This window comes from Sodalis sp. RH21, from assembly GCF_047324175.1.
Lineage (GTDB): Bacteria > Pseudomonadota > Gammaproteobacteria > Enterobacterales > Enterobacteriaceae > Acerihabitans.
Map to the genome: position 1 here is coordinate 1,665,855 of NZ_CP178732.1, position 20,529 is coordinate 1,686,383.

At 57.3% G+C, this 20,529-nt stretch carries 17 protein-coding genes; 13 read left to right on the forward strand and 4 right to left on the reverse strand.

Annotated elements, in window-relative coordinates:
* The first annotated feature begins 113 nt into the window (after window positions 1-113).
* Window positions 114-470, forward strand: a complete 357-nt coding sequence (locus ACL2XP_RS07625) for a DUF496 family protein (RefSeq protein WP_413738070.1) — start codon at window positions 114-116, stop codon at window positions 468-470.
* Window positions 471-1,001: 531 nt separating this feature from the next.
* Complete coding sequence (locus ACL2XP_RS07630; RefSeq protein WP_413738072.1) at window positions 1,002-1,412, forward strand: hypothetical protein; 411 nt, start codon at window positions 1,002-1,004, stop codon at window positions 1,410-1,412.
* Window positions 1,413-1,494: 82 nt separating this feature from the next.
* Here the strand turns inward: ACL2XP_RS07630 and ACL2XP_RS07635 are convergent, their stop codons facing one another.
* On the reverse strand, window positions 1,495-2,445 hold the full coding sequence (locus tag ACL2XP_RS07635; protein ID WP_413738073.1) for an L-lactate dehydrogenase: 951 nt from the start codon (window positions 2,443-2,445) through the stop codon (window positions 1,495-1,497).
* Between the two features lie 157 nt (window positions 2,446-2,602).
* On the opposite strand from ACL2XP_RS07635, the gene ACL2XP_RS07640 reads away from it, so the two are divergent.
* Window positions 2,603-3,283, forward strand: coding sequence for a DNA-3-methyladenine glycosylase family protein (locus tag ACL2XP_RS07640; RefSeq protein ID WP_413738075.1), 681 nt, complete (start codon window positions 2,603-2,605; stop codon window positions 3,281-3,283).
* Between the two features lie 118 nt (window positions 3,284-3,401).
* Here the strand turns inward: ACL2XP_RS07640 and ACL2XP_RS07645 are convergent, their stop codons facing one another.
* Window positions 3,402-4,697, reverse strand: coding sequence for an NCS2 family permease (locus ACL2XP_RS07645; protein ID WP_413738077.1), 1,296 nt, complete (start codon window positions 4,695-4,697; stop codon window positions 3,402-3,404).
* Between the two features lie 495 nt (window positions 4,698-5,192).
* Here ACL2XP_RS07645 and ACL2XP_RS07650 point away from each other — a divergent pair, with 495 nt between their 5' ends.
* The 9 genes from ACL2XP_RS07650 (at window position 5,193) to ACL2XP_RS07690 (ending at window position 16,082) form a co-directional block, all read left to right on the forward strand.
* A complete protein-coding gene (locus ACL2XP_RS07650) occupies window positions 5,193-6,221 on the forward strand; it encodes a substrate-binding domain-containing protein (RefSeq protein ID WP_413738079.1) in 1,029 nt (342 codons plus the stop codon).
* A 10-nt stretch (window positions 6,222-6,231) separates the two neighbouring features.
* Window positions 6,232-7,734, forward strand: coding sequence for a sugar ABC transporter ATP-binding protein (locus tag ACL2XP_RS07655; RefSeq protein ID WP_413738081.1), 1,503 nt, complete (start codon window positions 6,232-6,234; stop codon window positions 7,732-7,734).
* Window positions 7,735-7,751: 17 nt separating this feature from the next.
* Window positions 7,752-8,753, forward strand: a complete 1,002-nt coding sequence (locus ACL2XP_RS07660; protein WP_413738083.1) for an ABC transporter permease — start codon at window positions 7,752-7,754, stop codon at window positions 8,751-8,753.
* 37 nt (window positions 8,754-8,790) lie between these two features.
* The gene (locus tag ACL2XP_RS07665; RefSeq protein WP_413738085.1) at window positions 8,791-9,801 is read left to right on the forward strand and encodes a sugar-binding transcriptional regulator; all 1,011 of its coding nucleotides are present in this window, start codon (window positions 8,791-8,793) and stop codon (window positions 9,799-9,801) included.
* Window positions 9,798-11,558: an FAD-dependent oxidoreductase gene (locus ACL2XP_RS07670; protein WP_413738086.1), complete on the forward strand. Its 1,761-nt coding sequence runs from the start codon at window positions 9,798-9,800 to the stop codon at window positions 11,556-11,558. The genes ACL2XP_RS07665 and ACL2XP_RS07670 overlap by 4 nt, the downstream gene beginning before the upstream one ends.
* A complete protein-coding gene (locus tag ACL2XP_RS07675; protein ID WP_413738088.1) occupies window positions 11,545-12,384 on the forward strand; it encodes a class I fructose-bisphosphate aldolase in 840 nt (279 codons plus the stop codon). Before ACL2XP_RS07670 ends, ACL2XP_RS07675 begins: the two co-directional genes overlap by 14 nt.
* A 59-nt stretch (window positions 12,385-12,443) precedes the next feature.
* Window positions 12,444-13,967, forward strand: a complete 1,524-nt coding sequence (locus ACL2XP_RS07680) for an FGGY-family carbohydrate kinase (RefSeq protein WP_413738089.1) — start codon at window positions 12,444-12,446, stop codon at window positions 13,965-13,967.
* Between the two features lie 87 nt (window positions 13,968-14,054).
* Window positions 14,055-15,749, forward strand: a complete 1,695-nt coding sequence (locus ACL2XP_RS07685; protein ID WP_413738091.1) for an EAL domain-containing protein — start codon at window positions 14,055-14,057, stop codon at window positions 15,747-15,749.
* Window positions 15,750-15,833: 84 nt separating this feature from the next.
* A complete protein-coding gene (locus ACL2XP_RS07690; protein WP_413738092.1) occupies window positions 15,834-16,082 on the forward strand; it encodes a transcriptional regulator in 249 nt (82 codons plus the stop codon).
* Window positions 16,083-16,189: 107 nt separating this feature from the next.
* Here ACL2XP_RS07690 and fabV read toward each other — a convergent pair whose 3' ends face one another.
* Together fabV and ompF are read right to left on the reverse strand one after the other, a co-directional pair.
* Window positions 16,190-17,389: an enoyl-ACP reductase FabV gene (gene fabV / locus ACL2XP_RS07695; protein ID WP_413738093.1), complete on the reverse strand. Its 1,200-nt coding sequence runs from the start codon at window positions 17,387-17,389 to the stop codon at window positions 16,190-16,192.
* Window positions 17,390-17,628: 239 nt separating this feature from the next.
* Complete coding sequence (ompF, locus tag ACL2XP_RS07700; RefSeq protein ID WP_413738094.1) at window positions 17,629-18,720, reverse strand: porin OmpF; 1,092 nt, start codon at window positions 18,718-18,720, stop codon at window positions 17,629-17,631.
* A gap of 907 nt (window positions 18,721-19,627) precedes the next feature.
* Here ompF and ACL2XP_RS07705 point away from each other — a divergent pair.
* On the forward strand, window positions 19,628-20,509 hold the full coding sequence (locus tag ACL2XP_RS07705; protein ID WP_413738095.1) for a helix-turn-helix domain-containing protein: 882 nt from the start codon (window positions 19,628-19,630) through the stop codon (window positions 20,507-20,509).
* Window positions 20,510-20,529: the final 20 nt, after the last annotated feature.

Sequence of the window (20,529 nt, forward strand, 5' to 3'; positions counted from 1 at the left end):
GCGGGTAAAATAGGCCAATACCATTGCACCGTATAGCTGCTACTCTGTAAGGTAGCGACTATCAATGCGTCACTGCAACCCATTTAACCTATGACTTAAGCAAGGAAATTGAAATGGAACACACCAAGCCTTCTTTCCAGGATGTTCTGGAGTTTGTGCGTATGTTTCGCCGCAAAAATAAGTTGCAGCGTGAAATCGCCGATAACGAGAAAAAAATCCGTGATAACCAAAAACGCGTGCTGTTGCTCGATAACTTGAGCGACTATATCAAGCCGGGCATGTCCATCGAGGAAGTCCAGGCCATCATTGCCAGCATGCGTACCGACTATGAAGATCGCGTTGATGACTACATCATCAAAAACGCCGAACTGTCGAAAGAACGCCGCGAGCTGTCAAAAAAATTAAAAGCCATCGGCGAAGTCAAGGCGATGGTTGCCGCCAGTTTGCCGGAAACGGACAAGTCCGTCTGAATATGGGCCATCAGCCCCCGCCTGACCGGCCCGGCCAATGCCGTGCCGACGTACGGCCGTTGGCGGGCCGGCCGCAAATATCCTTTTAGCTGGACCAGGGTTAGATATTGTCTAACCCTTTTTTATTTCCGCTCAATAATATTGAGATCTATTATTTGAATAAATTAATTCATTTAATAACAAATAATAATCTATCAGTAATAAATAAAACACCATGCAATATGAAAAAGAATGATAGCATACACTCAGCTTTATGATTATGGCGCCGACTCATGACCGTATCTCCATTGCATGCTTACGTTTGCCATAATAATATTATAGATTGTTCTTGTGATTGAATGTTCGAAAAAAATCATGTTTTACAATTATTTATATAATAAGTAGTTTTATCCATTTTATTAAAATAATAATTTCATAGCGAGTTATCTATTTACCGGCAGAGGAAGACAGAAACTTCTCCCGCTTTCAGACGGGTTATCTGACCGTAAGGGAGCCGACAACGGCATAAGTAAATCGCAGGTAAGTTATTTCATGACCAACAGAAAACATCAGATCGGTATTATACTGCGCCCGATTTTATTATTGTTTACGTTAATGATATTACTTCAAGCAATGGAGAATGCCAGAGTCTCGGCGCCATTGCTCCAACCCGCGCTGCCCGTGCAATATCACGGGATGTTGTCGCCCGCCGTCCAGCCGGCCAACCCCTTTTGTCCGGTCAGAACCTGCCATCAGGGACTGACGTCGGCGCAGTGTCCTTGCAGTCTGCGGCATACCTGCTTTATTGCCGGCAATAGCCATTTGATGAATATGGACATCCTTTGCCAGGGGCAGCCGGAGGGCAATCAAAGCATTTACCGGTTTATTAAAACCGAGACATGGAAAAAAAGATTAAAGCGGGCGGTGCGCAGGCTGCTGCGGCTTAAACCCTGTCCGGGATAAACGGCCGGGAAGCCAGCGCGCCGGTGACGTTGCGCGGCGCCGCGTGATAACCACCGCGCCGCGGGACGCGGAACAGCCGGACCTAATGATGCAGCACCGCCAATCGCTGGATATTGTACTTAATGGCGGCGGCGGAGTTGGCGAATTGCCGTTGCTCTTGTTCGTTGAAATCCAGCTCGATAATTTGTTCAATGCCGCGCTGCGATAATACCGCCGGCACGCCGATGGCTAATCCCTGCTGGCCGTATTCCCCATCAAGCACGCATGATACGGTAAGGGCGCGGTGGCTGCTGGTAAATAAGTTGCGGCAGATTTCCGTGATGGTACCGGCGACCCCGTATTCGGTGCAGCCTTTTTGGGAATAAATCTCGAAGCCGAGCTGGCGGGTGCGGTCGCCCAGCGCGGCGAAGTCCAGATCGCGGCCGGTTTTCAGCCGGCTATATTCATTAAGCGTCATACCGTACACCGACGAGTGCGACCAGACGGGAAACTGGCTGTCGCCGTGCTCGCCGAGGATAAAGGCGTCGACGCTTTGCGCGGCGATATCCAATTGTTCGGCCAGAATACGCCGTAAGCGGGTGGTATCGAGCCATACGCCGGTGCCCAGCACCTGCTGACGGGGCAGGCCCGAGAGCTTCCAGACCTGATAGGTAATGATGTCGCAGGGATTGGTGGCAATCAGGAATATGCCCTGGAAGCCGTTTTGCATCATTTCGGGCACGATATGGCCGACGATGCGGGCGGTGCCGTCCAGCTCGTCCACCCGGGTCTGTCCCGGTTTCAACGCGCCGCCGGAGACGGTGATCACGGCTATATCGACGTCGGCGCAATCGCCGGACGGCCGGGTGCTAATCGTAATGCGCCCTGGCATATAAGCCGCCGCATCCGCCAGATCCTGGCGGTGTCCTTCCACCAGCTGTCCGTTGAGATCCACCAGGATTATCTCTTCGCAAATCTGCTGGTTCAGCAGCGCATAGGCGGCGGACGAGCCGACATTGCCTGCGCCAATGATCATCACTTTGCGTGGTTTCATGCATGTTACCTCTATAAAGGGCGATGGACGCAAAATCCGGACCGCAGGGAAATAAATCGCGTTGGTTATGATAGTCTAAATGAATTATTGCCTAATTAACAAAATGCTATGCTTATCGCTGCGTTTTTTTGACGGCCGCCGCCGCAGGGGAGGGTAAATGGAAATATTGGAACACCGCGCTATTTTTGCATACGGTACGACGGAGCTGGACTGGCTGGCCAAAAAAGATAAGCGCATGGCCGAGGCCATCGAGCGTATCGGCTTGATTACCCGTCCGCTGATGCCGGACCTGTTTGCCGCTTTAATCAGGAATATCATCGATCAGCAAATCTCCACCAAGGCCGGTATTACCGTTAATGGCCGTCTGTCGGCGCTGGCCGGCGCCATTACTCCCGCCAGTATCGAACGGCTGACCGCGGAGCAAATCCAGTCCTGCGGCATGTCCATGCGCAAGGCGCTGTATATCAAAGGCGCGGCTACGGCCGCCATGAGCGGCGAATTGGATTTGGCGGCCATTCATGATTATACGGACCAGCAGGTTATCGACGCGCTGTCGCGGCTGCCGGGCATCGGGATCTGGACGGCGGAGATGCTGATGATTTTCTCCCTCGGCCGGCCCGATATCCTGAGCTGGGGCGATTTGGCCATACGGCGCGGCATGATGAATCTTTATCGCCATAAGACGCTGCCGCGCGAGCGTTTTGAGCGCTATCGCCGGCGCTATTCGCCGTATGGGTCCACCGCGTCGTTATATTTATGGGCTTATTCCACCGCCGAATTCAGCGCCCGGCCGGCGGCCAAAATAGTCGCCGGGACGATAGGCGGCGCGGCTGAATAACCGCTCCCGGCCGTTCGTCGGCAATGCGCCCGGCGATAAAAAACACCCCGCCGGCGCGATGCGGGCGGGGTGTCGGGTCTCTGCCGCCGGACGGGCATTTGGCATCGTCCGGAGGGGGTCAGGCGCTCAGCCAGCCCAATTTTATCACAAACAAAATCGATAAAATGATCAGGGCCGCATTCAGGTCGCGAGTCCGTCCGCTCAGCAGCTTGACCACCGTCCAGGTGATAAAACCGAATGCGATGCCGTTGGCGATGGAGTAGGTCAGCGGCATGGTCAGGGCGGTAACCGTAACCGGCGCGGCGACGGTGATATCCTTCCAATCAATTTCCGCCAGGCCCGACGTCATCAAGACCGCGATAAACAGTAACGCCGGCGCGGTGGCGAATGCCGGTACGCTGGAGGCCAGCGGCGCGAAAAACAGGCTGGCCAGGAATAGGATGCCGACCACAATCGCCGTCAAACCGGTGCGGCCGCCGGCGCTGACGCCCGCGGCGGATTCGATATAACTGGTGGTGGTGGACGTGCCGAGCAACGACCCGAACAGCGCCGCGGCGCTATCGGCGATCAGCGCTTTGCCCATGCGCGGGATATTGCCGGCATCATCGGTCAACCCGGCGCGTTTGGTGACGCCTATCAGGGTGCCGGAGTTATCGAACACATCCACGAACAGAAACGCGAACACGACGCTGACCAGGGAAATATCCAGCGCGCCGCGGATATCCAACTGGAGGAAGGTGGGCGCAATGGACGGCGGCATGGACACCACGCCGATGAACTGGCTGTAGCCCAGGGCGATGGACAGGAACGTCACCGCCAGAATGCCGATCAGCACCGCGCCGGGCACCCGGCGGGCTTCCAGCACCACGATGATGATAAAACCCAGCATGGCGAACAGCGGGCCGGATTTGCCCAGATCGCCCAAGCCTACCAGGGTCGCCGGATTAGCCACGACGATACCGGCGCCTTCCAGGGCGATAATCGCCAGGAATAGGCCGATGCCCGCCGCAATGCCGGATCGCAGCGGCAGCGGAATGCTGGTGATAATCCATTCGCGAATTTTGAAAATCGACAGCGCAAAGAAGATCAACGCCGATAAAAATACCGCGCCCAGCGCAATTTGCCAGGTGTAGCCCATATGCAACACCACGGTATAGGTGAAAAACGCATTCAGGCCCATGCCGGGGGCCAGGGCGATGGGGTAGTTGGCGATAAAGCCCATCAGCGCCGAACCGATAGCGGCGGCCAGGCAGGTCGCGACAAACACCGAACCTTTATCCATGCCGGTGGCGCTCAGGATCGAAGGGTTTACAAACAGAATATATGCCATTGCCAAAAATGTGGTCAGCCCTGCCAAAATCTCAGTTCGTACGTTGGTACGATGAGCTTTTAAATGAAATATTTTTTCTAACATGGAGGTTATCTCTTTGAAGTTGTCTGCACAGCCAAAGCAATAGCTATGCCACTATTCCGTCGGTGATGCGACAGACGCAAACGATGGCGCGGGCGCATTATATAGGTAAAGTTAGGTAAAGTGCATCGTAACGCGGGAATAAATCGGCGGCGGGCAAAAACGGCTGCACTGATTTGGTGCTGCGATATAACCCTTTTGGTGCATATCTATCCATTATGGGGCAACGCCCCGTCATACGCGTTTTTACCCGCAAAAGGTCAATCGCCGGTCACTTTGCGCAATCTCACACTTCGCCTCCGCTTTTTGACGCCTCTCACGCTTTTGATAACGCAAGTAAAGCATATGTTGATCATTGTTTTTACATTATCTATACATACTCATGTAATTTATTTCATAAGTAAGAAATAAATTACATGACTCCCGGGCTCGCGGTTCCGTAGCAGTGTCGCCATCGCGGCTGAGCCAGGTCAACCTACTGTTATCCGGGGAAATATAATGAAAAAACACCTGATCGCCCTGACTTGCCTGATCCCGGCGCTGGCATTTGGCTCCGTGGTCCGCGCTGAGGATAAAACGCCGCAATTCCGCTGTAAGCCCGGTGAAACCTACTATATGAATGTGATGGTCACCGGGGTGGAATATTGGTTCCCGGTCTACGAAATGTTTAAACAGGCGGCGCAGCAACTGGGCTGTAAAACCGTATACGGCGGTACGCCGGCTTATGACGTTAACCAGCAACTCGCCAGCTTCGAACAGGTGCTGGCGCAAAAACCGGCCGGGATCTTTTTGCATCCCATGAACCCGGACCCGTTTATCGAACCCATCAACCGGGCGGCCGAAGCCGGTATTCCGGTGGTGACCTTTGCCGCCGATTCGCCCAACAGCAAGCGCGTAGCCTATATTACCTCGGATAATTTCCGTGAAGGCCGTGCCGCGGCGGATTTGATGGGTAAGGTCACCCAGGGCAAGGGGGAGTACGCGGTGCTGGAAAATCCCGGCCAGGATAATCACGACCGGCGGGTCAGCTCCTTTATCGATGAAATGAAAACCCAATATCCGGATATCAAGCTGGTGGCGCGGGCGGCAACCAACCAGGACCCCTCCAAGGCGTATAACGCCGTGCTGTCGATTTTGCAGGCGCATCCCAACCTGACGGTGCTGTTTATGCCGGAAGCCAGCTCCGCCATCGGCGCGGCCCAGGCGGTGGTGGAAAACGGCGGCAAGGTGAAAGTGATTACGGTGGATGTAAATGCCAAGGTGCTGGATATGATCAAGGCCGGGCAAGTCTATGCCGCCATTAACCCCAACCAGGGCATACAGGGTTATATGGGGTTTATGACCTTGTTCCTGGCGGCCCATCCCGAACTCATCGATCCGATGAACGATGCCAAACGCACCGGGGCCAATCCTTTTTCCTTCCCGTTGCTGGATAACGGGTTTGCCATCGTCACCAAGGATAATGCCGATGATTTCCGCTGGGATGGCTATTTGAAACGCCGGGGCACCAAAGGCATCAATGAATAAGGAATCCGCCATGACTTCAACACCTGCGCTGCGGCTCAGCGGGATCTGTAAATCCTTCGGCCCCGTCCGGGCATTGCAAAACGTCGGCTTTGAGCTGGCCGCCGGCGAGATTCATGCGCTGGCCGGCGAAAACGGCGCCGGCAAGTCCACGCTGATGAATGTCATCGACGGTATTATCCGGCCCGATGCGGGCGGTATCTGGGTGGACGGCCGGGCGGTGGAGATCCGCCGGCCGGCGGACGCCCAGCGGTTGGGCATCGCCTTGGTGCATCAAGAGATTGCGTTATGCCCGGATATTTCCATTTATGAAAATATCTATATGGCCCATACCAACAGCGCCGGGCGGCTGTGGGTCAATCACGACCAACTGCGGCGCAAGGCCCAGGCGGTAATGGATCGCCTGGCGCCGATTCCGGTAACCACCAGGGTGGGCGATTTATCCATCTCCCAGCAACAGCTGGTGGAAATCGCCAAAGCGCTGACGCTGGATTGCCGCATTTTGATCCTCGATGAGCCTACCGCGGCGCTGACCGAACCCGAAGCGCAGCGGCTGTTCGGCATAATCCGGCAGCTGCAGGCCGAGAATATGTCGGTTATCTATATCAGCCACCGCATGGCGGAGATTTTCGCTTTGTGCCAGCGGGTGACCATTATGCGCGACGGCTGCACGGTGGGTTGCGAAACCCTTTCCTCGCTAACGCCGGATCGCTTGATTACGCGCCTGGTCGGACGGGAATTAACCCGCCTGTTTCCCCCGAAACGCGCCAGCTGCCAGCATCGAGACCCGGTGCTGCGCGTCGACGGCCTATCGGACGACCGGCGGTTTTTCGATATCTCGTTTGAACTGCGCCCGGGCGAGATCCTGGGATTTGGCGGATTAATGGGCGCGGGGCGCACCGAGATTGCCCAGGCGGTGTGCGCTATCGATGCTTGTCGCCGGGGCGCGGTCGCCCTTAACGGCCATCCGGTGCGGCTGCGCCACTACGGCGATTGCATCCGCCACGGCATGGCGTACCTGTCGGAGGACCGCAAGGCGGCGGGATTGTTTTTGGATATGCCCATCGACTGGAATATGTCGGCGCTGGATATCCCCGCGGTCTGCGCGGGTTACGGACTGCTGAGCCAGGAAGCCGAACGCCGGCAGGCGGAGCGCCTGGGCCGGGAAGTGCAATTGAAAAAAGGCAAATTCAGCGACCCGGTGTCGTCGCTATCGGGGGGCAACCAGCAAAAAGTGGCGTTGGCCAAAGTGCTGTCCATCAAGCCAGCCATCCTGTTTCTTGATGAGCCCACCCGGGGCGTCGATATCAGCGCCAAAGCGGAAATCTACCAGATTTTGCACGTGTTGGCGGAAAGCGGGGTGGCGCTGGTGGTGATCTCCTCCGAACTGCCCGAACTGATTGGCCTGTGCGATCGGGTCATGGTGATCCATGAAGGGCGCATTGGCGGCGAAGTGCGCGGCGATGCGCTTACCGAAGAAAATATCATGCGTCTCGCCGCCGGCGCGGCGGCGTAACCCAATGAGGTAACAGCATGACTATCAATACCCTGTTTCTAATGTCAAAAGGACGCCATTCCCCGCTGCGCTGGTTCGGCGTGCTGTTCAGGCAGCGCGAAGTGGGCCTGACGGTGATTATCCTGCTGATCTTTACCATCATGAGCTTTACCTCGCCCTATTTCCTCACCTGGGCCAATATGAAAGCCATGCTGTTGTCGTTTTCCATTGAAGGCATCGTGGTGGTCGGCATGACGATTTTACTGATTGTCGGCGGCATCGATTTATCGGTGGGATCGGTGGTGTGTTTATCGATGGTGGTGGGGGGACAACTGTTCCTGGCCGGCGTCGACCCCTGGCTCGCCAGCCTGGCGGGTATCGGCGCGGCGGCCCTGGTCGGCCTGCTGATGGGACTGACCGTCACGGGTATCGGACTGAGCCATTTTATCGCATCCCTGGCGGCCATGGTGATCGTGCGCGGCCTGTGCATGATTATTACCCAGGGCACGCCGCTGTCGCTGTTTACCCTGCCGGCCAGTTTTAAGTTTATCGGGCAGGGGTCGCTGTACGGCATCCCGTTCGTGATTATCCTATTCTTTATTCTGGTGGCGGCATTTGATTTCCTGCTGCGCAAGGCGGCGGCGTTTCGCAAAGTGTTTTATACCGGCAGCAATGAGCGGGCCGCGGCCTATTCCGGTATCAGGGTGAATAAGATCAAGCTGATGGTGACCATCCTGACCTCCACGCTGGCGGGACTGGCCGGCATTATTTATATGGCCCGACTCGGGTCCGCCACGCCGACCTTCGGCGTCGGCATGGAGCTCAATGTGATTGCGGCGGCGGTGATCGGCGGCGCCAGCCTCAAAGGGGGCACCGGCTCGATCCTGGGCGCGGTGCTGGGGGTGGCGCTGTTGTCCATCGTTACCAGTTCGTTGATTTTGATTAATGTTTCGGTCTATTGGCAGGATTTGATCAAGGGCCTGATCCTGCTGGCGGCGGTATCAATGGACCACCTGATGAACAAATATCGTTCCGCCTGATGTTCCATAACCTTCGTGTTCGCGGGAGCTAATGTACATGGATAATGATATCGAGTTACCGCCGTTTACCCTGACGCGCCAAATCTACCGGGTGTTGGTGATGTATTACCAGGACGGGAAAAAACAGTCGGAAATCGCCGAGGCCACCCATTTATCGGTGGCCACCGTCAACCGCATGATCCGCCAGGGCAGGGATTCCGGCATGGTGGAAATCACCATCAAATCGCCGTTTCTGTCCGCGCACCAACTGGAGCTCGACTTAGCGGCCATCGGCGCCCTGCAAGAGGTGGTGGTGGCGCCGAATATCACCGGCGGCGAAGAGGGGGATTTACAAGTGGTGGGTGCGGCGGCGGCGGAGTTTTTGCTGGGCCGGGTCAAGGACGGCGACGTTATTACCCTCACCGGCGGCAAAGGCGTCAGCGCCATGGTCGATGCCTTGTCGACCGCGCGCAAATACCGGGTGGAAGTGGTGCCGGCCCTGGGGTGCGTACAGGGCAAGCATTATACCGATGTCAATCACGTGGCGTCCGAGCTGGCGGCCAAACTCGGCGGCCGGGCGTATCAGATTCATGCGCCCCTGTTCGCCGATAACGAGGAGCAGCGCCGGATGCTGATGGAGATCAGCCAGGTGCACCAGGTGTTGCAGCAGGCGCGCGAAGCCGATATCGCCATTGTGGGTTTGGGGTCCATTCACGCGTCCAGTTCCAGCTATTACGATCTTAACCCGTCGGCGCGCCACGCTTCGGACAGCGTGGAGTCCAGCGGGGCGTGCAGCGAACTGCTGGCGCATCTGCTGGACGCTCGGGGCCAGCCGGCCAGTTTTACCGATAACCAGCGGCTGGTCAGCTTGACCCTGGACGAACTGCGCCGCATTCCCTTTTCCTTTGCGGTGGCCGCGGGCAGCAATAAGGTGGAACCCGCCAGCAGCGTATTACGCGGCCGCTACCTCAAAGGCATGGTTACCGACGAGGCCACCGCCGCGGGGATTATCGAATTATCCCAGCCATTGAGCCGCACGTTTAGCCGCACCGGGGAGAATCCGTCATGATCAACCGCGTTATATCCGGCCGCAGCCGCGCCGACCGCCTGGCCGAGCTGCGGCGCCGTACCGCTACGCCGGTGCTGATTGTCGGCGGCGGCATTAACGGCATCAGCACTTTTCGCGAGCTGGCGCTGCAGGGCATCCCGGCCATCCTGGTGGAGCAGGAGGATTGGTGCCAGGCGGCCAGCGGGGCGCTGTCGCGCATGATCCACGGCGGATTGCGCTATCTGGAAACCGGTGAATTCGCCCTGGTGAAAGAGTCGGTGAACGAGCGCGATCGTTTGCTGAAAAACGCGCCGCATTATGTGCAGCCCCTGCGCACCACGGTGCCCATCGACTCGTATTGTTCCGGCCTGGTCAACGCCGGCAAACGTTTTTTCCGCCTGAGCGAACGGCCTTCGCGGCGCGGGGCGATGGTCATCAAGGCCGGCCTGACCCTCTACGATCTTTATACCCGGGAAAACGGCTCCATGCCGCGCCACCATCTGGCGGGCGGCGGCGAGACCCGCCGCCTGTGGCCGGATTTCAACGACTGGGTCAAATGCAGCGCCACCTATTATGACGCCTGGATTAATTATCCTGAACGGCTGGGGTACGAACTGATCGAAGACAGCGAACGCGCGAATCCGCAGGCGCTGGCGATTAATTATCTGGGCGTGGTGGGCGCGGCGGGCGGGCGGGTCACGCTGCGCGATATGTCCGGCGGCGAAACGTTTACCCTGGCGCCCCATGTGGTGGTCAACGCCACCGGCGCCTGGGTGGACCAGCTTAACGGCGTGCTCGCTCCCGGGCCGGGAAGCGCCAGGCTTATCGGCGGCACCAAAGGCTCCCATTTGATTATCCGCAGCCCCAAACTGTTGGCGGCATTGCAAGGCGGCATGGTGTATTACGAAAACCAGGAAGGACGGGTGTGTATTTTGTTTCCTTATTTCGGCAATGTGCTGGTGGGGTCGACGGATATCCGCACCGACGACCCCCTGGATACGATCTGCGCCGCCGATGAGCAACGCTATATTCTCGATTCCCTGCGTTTTGTGTTTCCCCATATCGCCATCGCCGACGAGGATATTCTCTATACCTTTTGCGGCATCCGGCCGCTGCCGCTCAGCGATACGGCGGTTAATGGCCGGATTTCCCGCAACCATTCGTTAAGGGTAATCGCCCCCGCGGCGGGCCGCGATTTCACTACCCTGTGCCTGATCGGCGGCAAATGGACCACGTTTCGCGCCTTTGGCGAACAGGCGGCGGATCGCGTATTGCAGCTGCTCGGCGAAAAACGCCGGGTTAGCACCACCGATCTGGCCATCGGCGGGGGACGGGATTTCCCGGCGGTCGGTGAACGCAAAGCCTGGGTCGCCCGGCTGGCGGCGCAATATCATCTGGAGGCCGCGCAGGCGGCGCGCTGGGCCGAGCGCTACGGCAGCCGGGTGGCCGCGCTGCTGGAATTCGCCGGCCAGTCCCCCGACCGGCCGTTGGATCACCATGCCGGTTATACCGTCAATGAGCTGCGCTGGCTGATCGCTAACGAACAGGTGGAGATGCCGGCGGATTTGCTGGTACGCCGCACCGCCATGGCGATTTCCGGCCGGCTGACCCCGGCGCTGGCGGCGGAAGTCACCGCGCTGCTCGCCGCCGAGCGCGGCTGGAGCGAGACCCTGGCGCGGGAAAACCTGCGTTTGACCATTGAACAATTGGCGCAGCGGCACGGTCTGGCCAAGCTTGCCGCATCAGTCGCCGAGGGAGAAACCTATGACCACCCGTAAAGTCAGAATGAATCGCCTGTTCCGCCAGGGCAAGTGTTTGGATGTGGCCATCGATCACGGTATCGCCAATGAGCCGGATTTTTTGGTCGGCCTGGAAGATATGGGCGCGGTGATGACGCAGCTTATCGCCGCCGGGCCGGATGCCATCCAGGTGAATTTCGGCCAGGCGGATCTTTTGCAATACGCCGCGGCGCCGGATAAGCCGGCGCTGGTGATGCGCGCCGACGTGGGCAACGCCTATAACACCGCTCGGCACCGGGAAATGTGGGCGGTGCTGCATAATCCGGAGGAGCCGATCCTGGCCGCCTTGCAGATGGACGCCGTCGCGGTGGTGGTCAATCTGTATATGATCCCCGACGAGCCGGGAATTTTCCGCCAATGCGTGGAAAATATCGGCCGCCTGCGCCATGCCTGCGATAAATACGCCATGCCCCTGATGATAGAACCGCTGGTGATGGCGCCTCCCGGCAAGGGCAATGCCTATGTTTCCCTGGGGGATGTGGAAAAAATGGTGCCGCTGGTGCGCCTGGCGCGGGAATTGGGCGCGGATATCGTCAAGGCCGATCCGACGGAGCGGGTAGAGGATTTCCACCGGGTGGTGGAAGCGGCCCGCTGCCCGACCCTGGTGCGGGGCGGGGGCAAAGACGCGCTGGAAAGCGTGCTGAATAAAAGCGCTGCGCTGATGAGCCAGGGGGCCGCGGGCATGGTTTATGGCCGTAATGTGTATCAGCACAGTAATCCGTCGCGGGTGGTCAAGGCCCTGATGGCGATTATCCACCAGGGCGCCGACGGGCCGCGGGCGCTGGAAATCTACCGCCGGCCCTGAGCCTGGCCCGGCGCTTAAGTGGTGCGCCGATCGTTGCATCCTCTATTGGGAGAAGAGATATGGTCGACTGTCTGCTGGGTATCGATGCCGGTAATACGATGATAAAAGCGGTCCTGTTCGATCTGCACGGGCGGGTATTGGGCGTGGGGGAATGCGGCGGCACCACCCGCCAGCCCAGCCCCGGTTATGCCGAGCGTTCTCTGGACGAAATTTATCGCGGGGCCAGCCAGGCCATCCGCGACAGCCTGGCGCGGGCCGGGGTACGACCCGGGCAGGTGCTCGCCGTCGGCGCGGCCGGGCATGGCAACGGGCTATACGCCGTGGACCGGCGCGGCCAGCCGCTGATTGGTATTCAGTCCATCGATGGCCGCGCGTTTGCCCGGGTGAGGGAACTGGAGCAGCAGGGTTTAGGCGAGGCCATTTACCGGCGTTCGCTGCAAAAGCCCTGGGCGGCGGCGACCCCGGTGCTGCTCAGCTGGCTCAAACGCCATCACGCCGATCTGTTTGGCCGCATCGGTACGGTGCTGTTCGCCAAAGACGCGATCAGCCATTTTTTAACCGGCGTGGCCTCAAGCGATGTTTCGGATGCGGCCGGCTCCGGTTTAATCAACTATGCCATGCGCGGTTACGATCCCGAGCTGATGGCGCTCTACGATTTGGCCGACGCCATGCCGCTGTTGCCCCGGCTGCGGGAATCCTGCGATATTATGGGTTATGTGACCCCGGACGCCGCCCGGCTCACCGGCCTGCCAGCCGGCATCCCGGTGGTGGCGGGCATCTTTGACGTAGTGGCCAGCGCCGTGGGGTCGGGGGTGGTGCATACCGGCGACGCGTCCATTGTCGCCGGCACCTGGAGCATTAACCAGGTGGTGGTTGACGCCCCGGACTACCGGCGCCCGGTATTTATGAATTCCATTATCGAACGCGACCGGTATATGGCCATCGAAGCCAGCGCCACGTCCGCCGCCAATCTGGACTGGTTTGTGCGCGAGCTGCAGGACGGGCAGGACGGCGGCGGCGCCGAACGGTGCAGCAGCGCGGTGGCCGGGGTTAAACCCGGCCCGCATTTGCCGCTGTATCATCCTTATCTTTATTCCGGACGCAAAGAGGGGCCGGCGAAAGCCGGTTTCTACGGGCTGAATGGCTGGCATACCCGCGCCGATATGCTCTATGCGCTATTTGAAGGGGTGACATTTGCCCACCGCGCCCATATCGATCGCCTGCGCGCCGCCGGTATCCCTTTTACCCAGGCGACCCTGTCGGGGGGCGGGGCGCGCAGTTGCGTCTGGCCGCAAATGTTCGCCAACGCCCTGGGCATCCCTATCCGGGTATCGGAGTGTACCGAAACCGGCGCGCTGGGAGCGGCGATTTGCGCCGGGGTCGGGGTCGGGGTATGGCGCGATATGTCGGCGGGGGCCGCGCAGGCGGTGCAGCTTAATCCGGGGCTGTTTGTCCCCGACGAGGAATTGCATGCTTTCCATAGCGCCCGCTACCGGTTATTTAAACAACTGGAACTGGCGATGAGCGCCCTGTGGCTGGCCCAGGCCGACGCCCCGCCAGCCGCCGCCGATTCCCTGCCTTGATGGTTATGGCCTGGCCTGGGAAAGGGGCGGCGGGCGCGGAAAGTTCTGCTACCCTTCAAGGAAAGATCAACTCGGGACCCGCTTGCCATGTTTAACAATCTCGCAGTCTGCCAGGCAGTATTAAACGCATTGCCTGACGCCACTTTTTTAAAGGATCGCCAGTACCGGCTGGTGTTTTTAAATCGCAAAGCGTGCGAATTGTTTGGTAAAAGCGCGGCTGAAATGATCGGCCAGACCGCCCTGGACGATCTTGATGCCCGGTTGGTGGCCCATATTTTGGATCGGGATCGTTTTGTGATGGAAACCGGCGAACCGGTGGCGTTCGAAGAGCAATTGGTTACCCCGACCAATGAAACCCTGTCGTTTATCGTCCGCAGCTCGCGGATTTTCCTGCAGTCGGAACCCTATTTGCTGGTGACGCTCAATGATATTTCCGAATTGCGCGCCTCGGAGGCCCAAACGCGCTATTTGGCCTATCACGATATTCTCACCGGCTTGCACAACCGCACCGCGCTGTACGAGCAGCTCAATCAGGTGGTGGTGCCCGCCGCCGCACAGGACGGCGCGGCCGGCGGGATGCTGTTGCTGATGGATCTGGATGGTTTTAAAAATATCAACGACACCTACGGGCATCCGGCCGGGGATTTTGTGTTGAGCGAGTTCGCCCGCCGCTTACAGGGGGTGGCGCCGCAGGAAAGCCTGGTGGCCAGGATGGGCGGCGATGAATTCTCCCTGCTGATCCGGGCGGCTTTATCCCGGCAGGCGGCCGATACCCTGTGCGAGAGCATCGTCAAACTGACCCAGTCCCCCTTCACCCTGATCGGCGCGTCGCCCTTTGTCACGGTGTCCGTGGGCGCGACTTTTATCGGCCCGTCCGCCATTACCGCCGGCGAGCTGCTGCGCAAGGCCGACGCCGCGCTGTATGAGGCAAAACGGCTGGGCAAAAACGTGCACTGTTTTTACTCCGAGTCCCTTGATGCCAGCCTGACCAGCAAACGGCGCATGGAAAAAGCGCTGGCGCTGGCGCTCTCCTCCGGGCGGGATATTTCGTGCGCCTATCAGCCCCTGATCCGCTCGGCGGATAATCAAATCATCGGCGTGGAAGCGCTGGCGCGCTGGGAGGATAAGGAGCTGGGCGAAATTTCTCCGGTACAGTTTGTGGCCCTGGCGGAGGAAACGGGGCTGATCATTCCGCTGGGGAAATTTATATTGCGCCAGGCCTGCCGCGAAATGCTGCGCTGGACCGATTTATCGGTCTCGGTGAACGTCTCGCCCATTCAACTGCGGGACCGCGGTTTTGCGCGCATGGTGCTCGATCTGCTGGCCGAGGAGCGGTTCGCGCCGGAGCGCCTTGAGCTGGAACTGACCGAAACGGCGATCATGAATTCCGATGCCAATAGCAAAGCGCAATTGGTGATATTGCGCCAGGCGGGGGTGCGGATTTCCCTGGATGATTTCGGCACCGGCTATTCCAGCCTGAGCCTGTTGAAAGATATCGTGGTGGACAGCGTTAAAATCGATCGTTCATTTGTGCAGTTCGTTACCCAGTTGAAAGACACCGCGGCCATCGTTACGGCGGTATCCAACCTGGGGGTAAAACTCAATTTGCAGGTGATTGCCGAAGGCGTGGAAACGGCGGAGCAAAAGCAGTTTCTGGTGGATGCCGGCTGCACGCAAATGCAGGGCTTTTTATTTTCCAAACCCCTGGCGCAGGAAAAACTGGCCGCCTTGTTCGAGGATATTGCCCGCAACCCCGGGCCGGACGCCAACCCAACCGCCTAACGCAATGCCATTTGAACTCATTGCCATGGCCATACGTGCATGTCTACTCATTGTAGATACTAATCATACCCGCGGGAGAAAACCATGCACGCCCGGGCTGTGTTGCAAAAATGGGGCAACAGCATTGCGCTGCGCCTGTCAGGCAATCTTAAAACAATACCGCATTTCGAGGCGGGAGACACGGTGGATATTGAGATCGGCGAGCAAGGGCTGACGATCCGCAAGGCGGTCAAACCCCGGTTTACCGAAGCGGATTTGCTGCTGGGTCTCACCCCCCACGCGGCTCACGCCGATGAGCATATTACCCCCGCCGGCAGGGAACTGGACTTTTGACATTTATCCCTAAACGCGGCGATATTTGCTGGCGAGGTAATCGAAGGGGCGCCGGCCGGAACCGGAGCATGCTGCCGGCGGTTAACGCCGGCAGCATGTAAAACCTATCAGGCCAGTTCGCGTACGTCGAAGCTGACTTCGGGGTCGACATCGGCCTCGTAGTCCACCCCGGCTAAACCGAAGCCGAACAAACGCAGGAACTCGTTTTTATAACCCTGATAATCCGTTAACTGATAAATATTATCATTGTTAATCTGGCTCCACAGCCGGCGGCAGGCGTCCTGCACGTCGTCGCGCAGTTCCCAGTCGTCCAGGCGCAGGCGGTGCTGGTCATCGGTGGCGGGCTGCCGGTCGCCGAACAGGCGGGTGGCGAACAGGCGCTGGATCTGCTCGATACAGCCTTCATGGATGCCCAGATCCTTCATGATCTTAAAGGCCATGGAGATATACAGCGGCATCACCGGAATAGCGGCCGACGCCTGGGTGACCACCGATTTGAGTACGGCGACGTACGCGGCGCCGCCCTGTTGCTTCAGTTTGGCGTCGATGGCGTGGGCCGCGCGGTCCAGATCTTCCTTGGCCTTGCCCAGGGTGCCGTGCCAGTAGATGGGCCAGGTCAGATCGGTGCCGATATACGAGTAGGCCACCGCTTTGGCCCCCGGTGCCAGCACGCCGGCGTCTTCCAGCGCGCCCATCCACAGCTCCCAATCCTGCCCGCCCATGACCTTGACGGTGTCGGCGATTTCCTGCTCGTTGGCGGGGTCGACCACCACGTCGATCAACACGTCTTTATTGGTATCCAGCGCGGTGGATTTATAGGGTTCGCCGATGGGTTTCAGGGCGGACCGCACCACTTCACCGGTATCGGGCAGCTTACGCACCGGCGAGGCCAGGGAGTAAACCACCAGATCGATCTGGCCCAGGTCTTGTTTAATCAGGTCGATGACCGCGTCGCGGCAGGCGTTGGAAAAGGCGTCGCCGTTGATGCTTTTGGCATACAGCCCCTGTTCCTTGGCGGCTTTATCGAAAGCGGCGGCGTTATACCAGCCGGCCGAGCCGGTTTTTTTGTCGCTGGCCGGCTTTTCGAAAAACACCCCGATGGTGGCGGCGTCGCTGCCGAAGGCGGCATTGATGCGCGAGGCCAGGCCGTAACCGGTGGATGCGCCGATGACCAGCACTTTTTTAGGACCGTTTTGCAGTTTGCCTGTGGATTTAACATAGGCAATTTGCTCGCGCACGTTGGCTTCGCAGCCGACGGGATGAGTGGTGGTGCAGATGAAACCACGAATTTTAGGTTTGATGATCATAAGATGTTTATCACGCTCGTTCGAAAACAGTGGCTAACATACCTTTTTTTTGTCCGTTTGAGGACTGATGTGTTACCCCGGCGGCGAAAAAAAGCGGAAAAAACACATTTTTTCTGACTTTGGTCGCAAATTATCGCGGTCGAGCTGTAAATGCAAATACGGCCCCCGATTGGGAGCCGTATTAGATGAGGCGGTATAAGAAGGAGGATAACGTCCGCCCCTGCATCAAGGCATCATTATCAGAACTGATACACCAGGCCCAGGGCGACTACGTCGCCGCTGTTGATGCCAAGGCGGTTGTCATCATCAATGCGGTTGATGATGTAGTCGACATAGGTGGACATATTTTTGTTGAAGTAGTAGGTGGCGCCGACTTCATAGTATTTAATCAGGTCGACATCGCCCACGCCTTCAACATCCTTGGCTTTGGTTTGGGTATAACCGATGGACGGGCGCAGGCCGAAATCGAACTGATACTGGGCCACCAGCAGGAAGTCCTGGGTCTTGTTGGCAAAACCAGCCGCCGTGACACCGCTTGGCAGCGTACCGTCAAAATAGGTGGAGTTGCGGGTTTCGCCATACGTCGCGGCCAGATAAATATTATTGGCGTCGTATTTCAGAGAGGTTGCCCATTGTTCGGCGCGGTCACCGTTGCCGTAGATGGTTTCGCTATTCTGCCGGTCGGTACGATCGCCAGAAGCATACGCGCCGACGATGGCGACCCCGATGGGCGAAGTATAGGTGATTGAACCGCCATAACCATCGCCATTCGCCCGCTGGATATCGGTACGATCGTTTTTACCCTGGTATTGCAGGGCAAAGTCCAGGCCGTCCACCAAACCGAAGAAACTGGTGTTGCGGTACGTAGCCACGCCGGTAGTACGGCCGACCATGAAGTTATCTGTGTAAGCGGTTTCACCGCCGAACTCCGGCAGCATATCCGTCCAGCCCAGCGCATCGTAAACCACGCCGTAATTGCGGCCATAGTCAAACGAACCGTAATCGGCGAATTTCAAACCGGCAAAACCCAAACGGGTCTTAGTGCCATCGTTGGAATCGCTGCCTTCGGTTTTGTTGGTCTGGACGTTATATTCCCACTGGCCATAACCGGTCAGTTGGTCATTAATTTGCGTTTCGCCTTTAAAACCGAAACGGATATAAGACTGGTCGCCATCGGAGGCATAACCGTCATCGTCGGCAAAATAATGCAAGCCGTCCACTTTGCCATACAAATCCAGTTTATTGCCGTCTTTATTGTATACCTCGGCCGCGCCTGCGATTCCGGACGCCATCAATGCCGGGATCATCACTGCAAGAATGCTATATTTCATCGAAAAGATACCTTATAAAGTATTTTTATTAAAACGAGCAGTTGCCCGCGCCACTGCCTGAACTTTTATACAAGGTTTGCAAGGCCAATACTGATGTATCCGTCCCTTGCATGCGTCATTTTTGCCTGCTTTTTATGCGAAACATCCCCTCCTGTAACACACATAAATAGTATGAATCACCGGGGTAGGGACCGGTTTGTAAATAGTTATTGCTTTTATGCTATTGGCATATTCCCGATCGATGTTGGTATAAGTTGCCTTGGCCTTTTTCATCCCGGGGCCAAGGCGGAAGCGCATCGAGTAGACACAGGAAGCACCAATGGGAGACAGAATAGTAACTCTCTTTAATTAAAAAACGAAACGCTGATAATGAAAATTTGTGATCAACTTAAAATATTTGTAATTAACCTACGGAACTAAAATGAAATATATAAATAACCTATGGCATTTTTGGCAACAAATAACACTCTTTGCACAAAAAGACATTTATTATCAAAGATGATTTTCACTGAAAATATAAAAACATAGCGTGATAGTCACGCCATAATAAGGCATTAATGGCTAAAAAAAGCATTTTTGGTTAATTTGCACTTATTTACCCGTATAGTACCCAAGGATTTTGAAATATCACGAAATGATAAAAACAGCACCAATGGTCAATGACGAAACGAAACGGCAGGTTATTTTATTGCGGTGTATTACCTGCATTTCGGTTCCATTAATATTTAGAAATATAAAAGGATTTTTTGTGAAGGTCTATGCCGCTACGTCGCATAATAGCGGCATAGAACGGTATAATGCGCATTATTGGTCGCCAAAGAAGGAGAGTGAGCCGCGGGTAAAGCGAAAGGGAAGACTATTTTCCTTTTCCCTACAGAGAGAGTTTCCAAGGGGTAATACCGTAATTATGAATAAATCTGGAACGATTTGCGATCTATTGAACTGGCTTGAGGAAAATCTGGATCGGCCGCTCTCCCTCGATGAAGTGGCCGCCAGGGTGGGGTATTCCAAATGGCATTTGCAACGCAAGTTCAAAGAGACGACCGGCCAGGTACTGGGCGCTTATATCCGCGCCCGTCGACTTTCCAATGCCGCCATGGCGCTGCGCCTGACCAGCAAGCCCCTGTCCGCTATCGCGCTTCAGTATCATTTTGAATCCCAGCAGTCCTTTAATCGCGCGTTTAAAAAGCAGTTCCTGCAGACGCCCGCCCTGTACCGGCGGTCGATGAAATGGGATTTTTACGGCCTCGAACCGCCGCTGCGCGGCAGGACGGGCGCGGTGCCGCAAAGCGACATTATCACCCTGCCGGAACTCCAGCTGGAAGGCATCACCCAAAGTTACACCTGTACCCTGGAACAGTTGAGCCTTTGCCGCACGCAACTGCGCCAGCGCTTCTGGGGGCAGTTTCTCGATGAGGCGCAAAGCGATGCGCCGGTACTTTACGGCCTCAGTTATTCGCGCCCGGCGAGCGTGAAAAACGGTGAAAACGAGGTGTGGTATACCACCGCCGCCGAGCCGCAATATCTGCCGGTAAAACTGGAGAACATGGAGATGTTCAAGCTTAACGCGGGCGATTACGCGCAGTTTACCTATGCCGGCCCCACCGAGGGGCTGCAGCGCTTTATCATGGATCTCTACGGCATTTGCCTGCCGCTGCTCCAGGTCGTGCGGCGCGAAGGCTACGATATCGAGCGTTTCCAGCGCCTGCCGCCGCCGGACGCGGACGCCGGCCAGGAGACCGATGCCGATATCGTCCATTGCGATTACCTGATTCCCATTATGCGTTGACCAGCCGGGCGCCGCGGCGG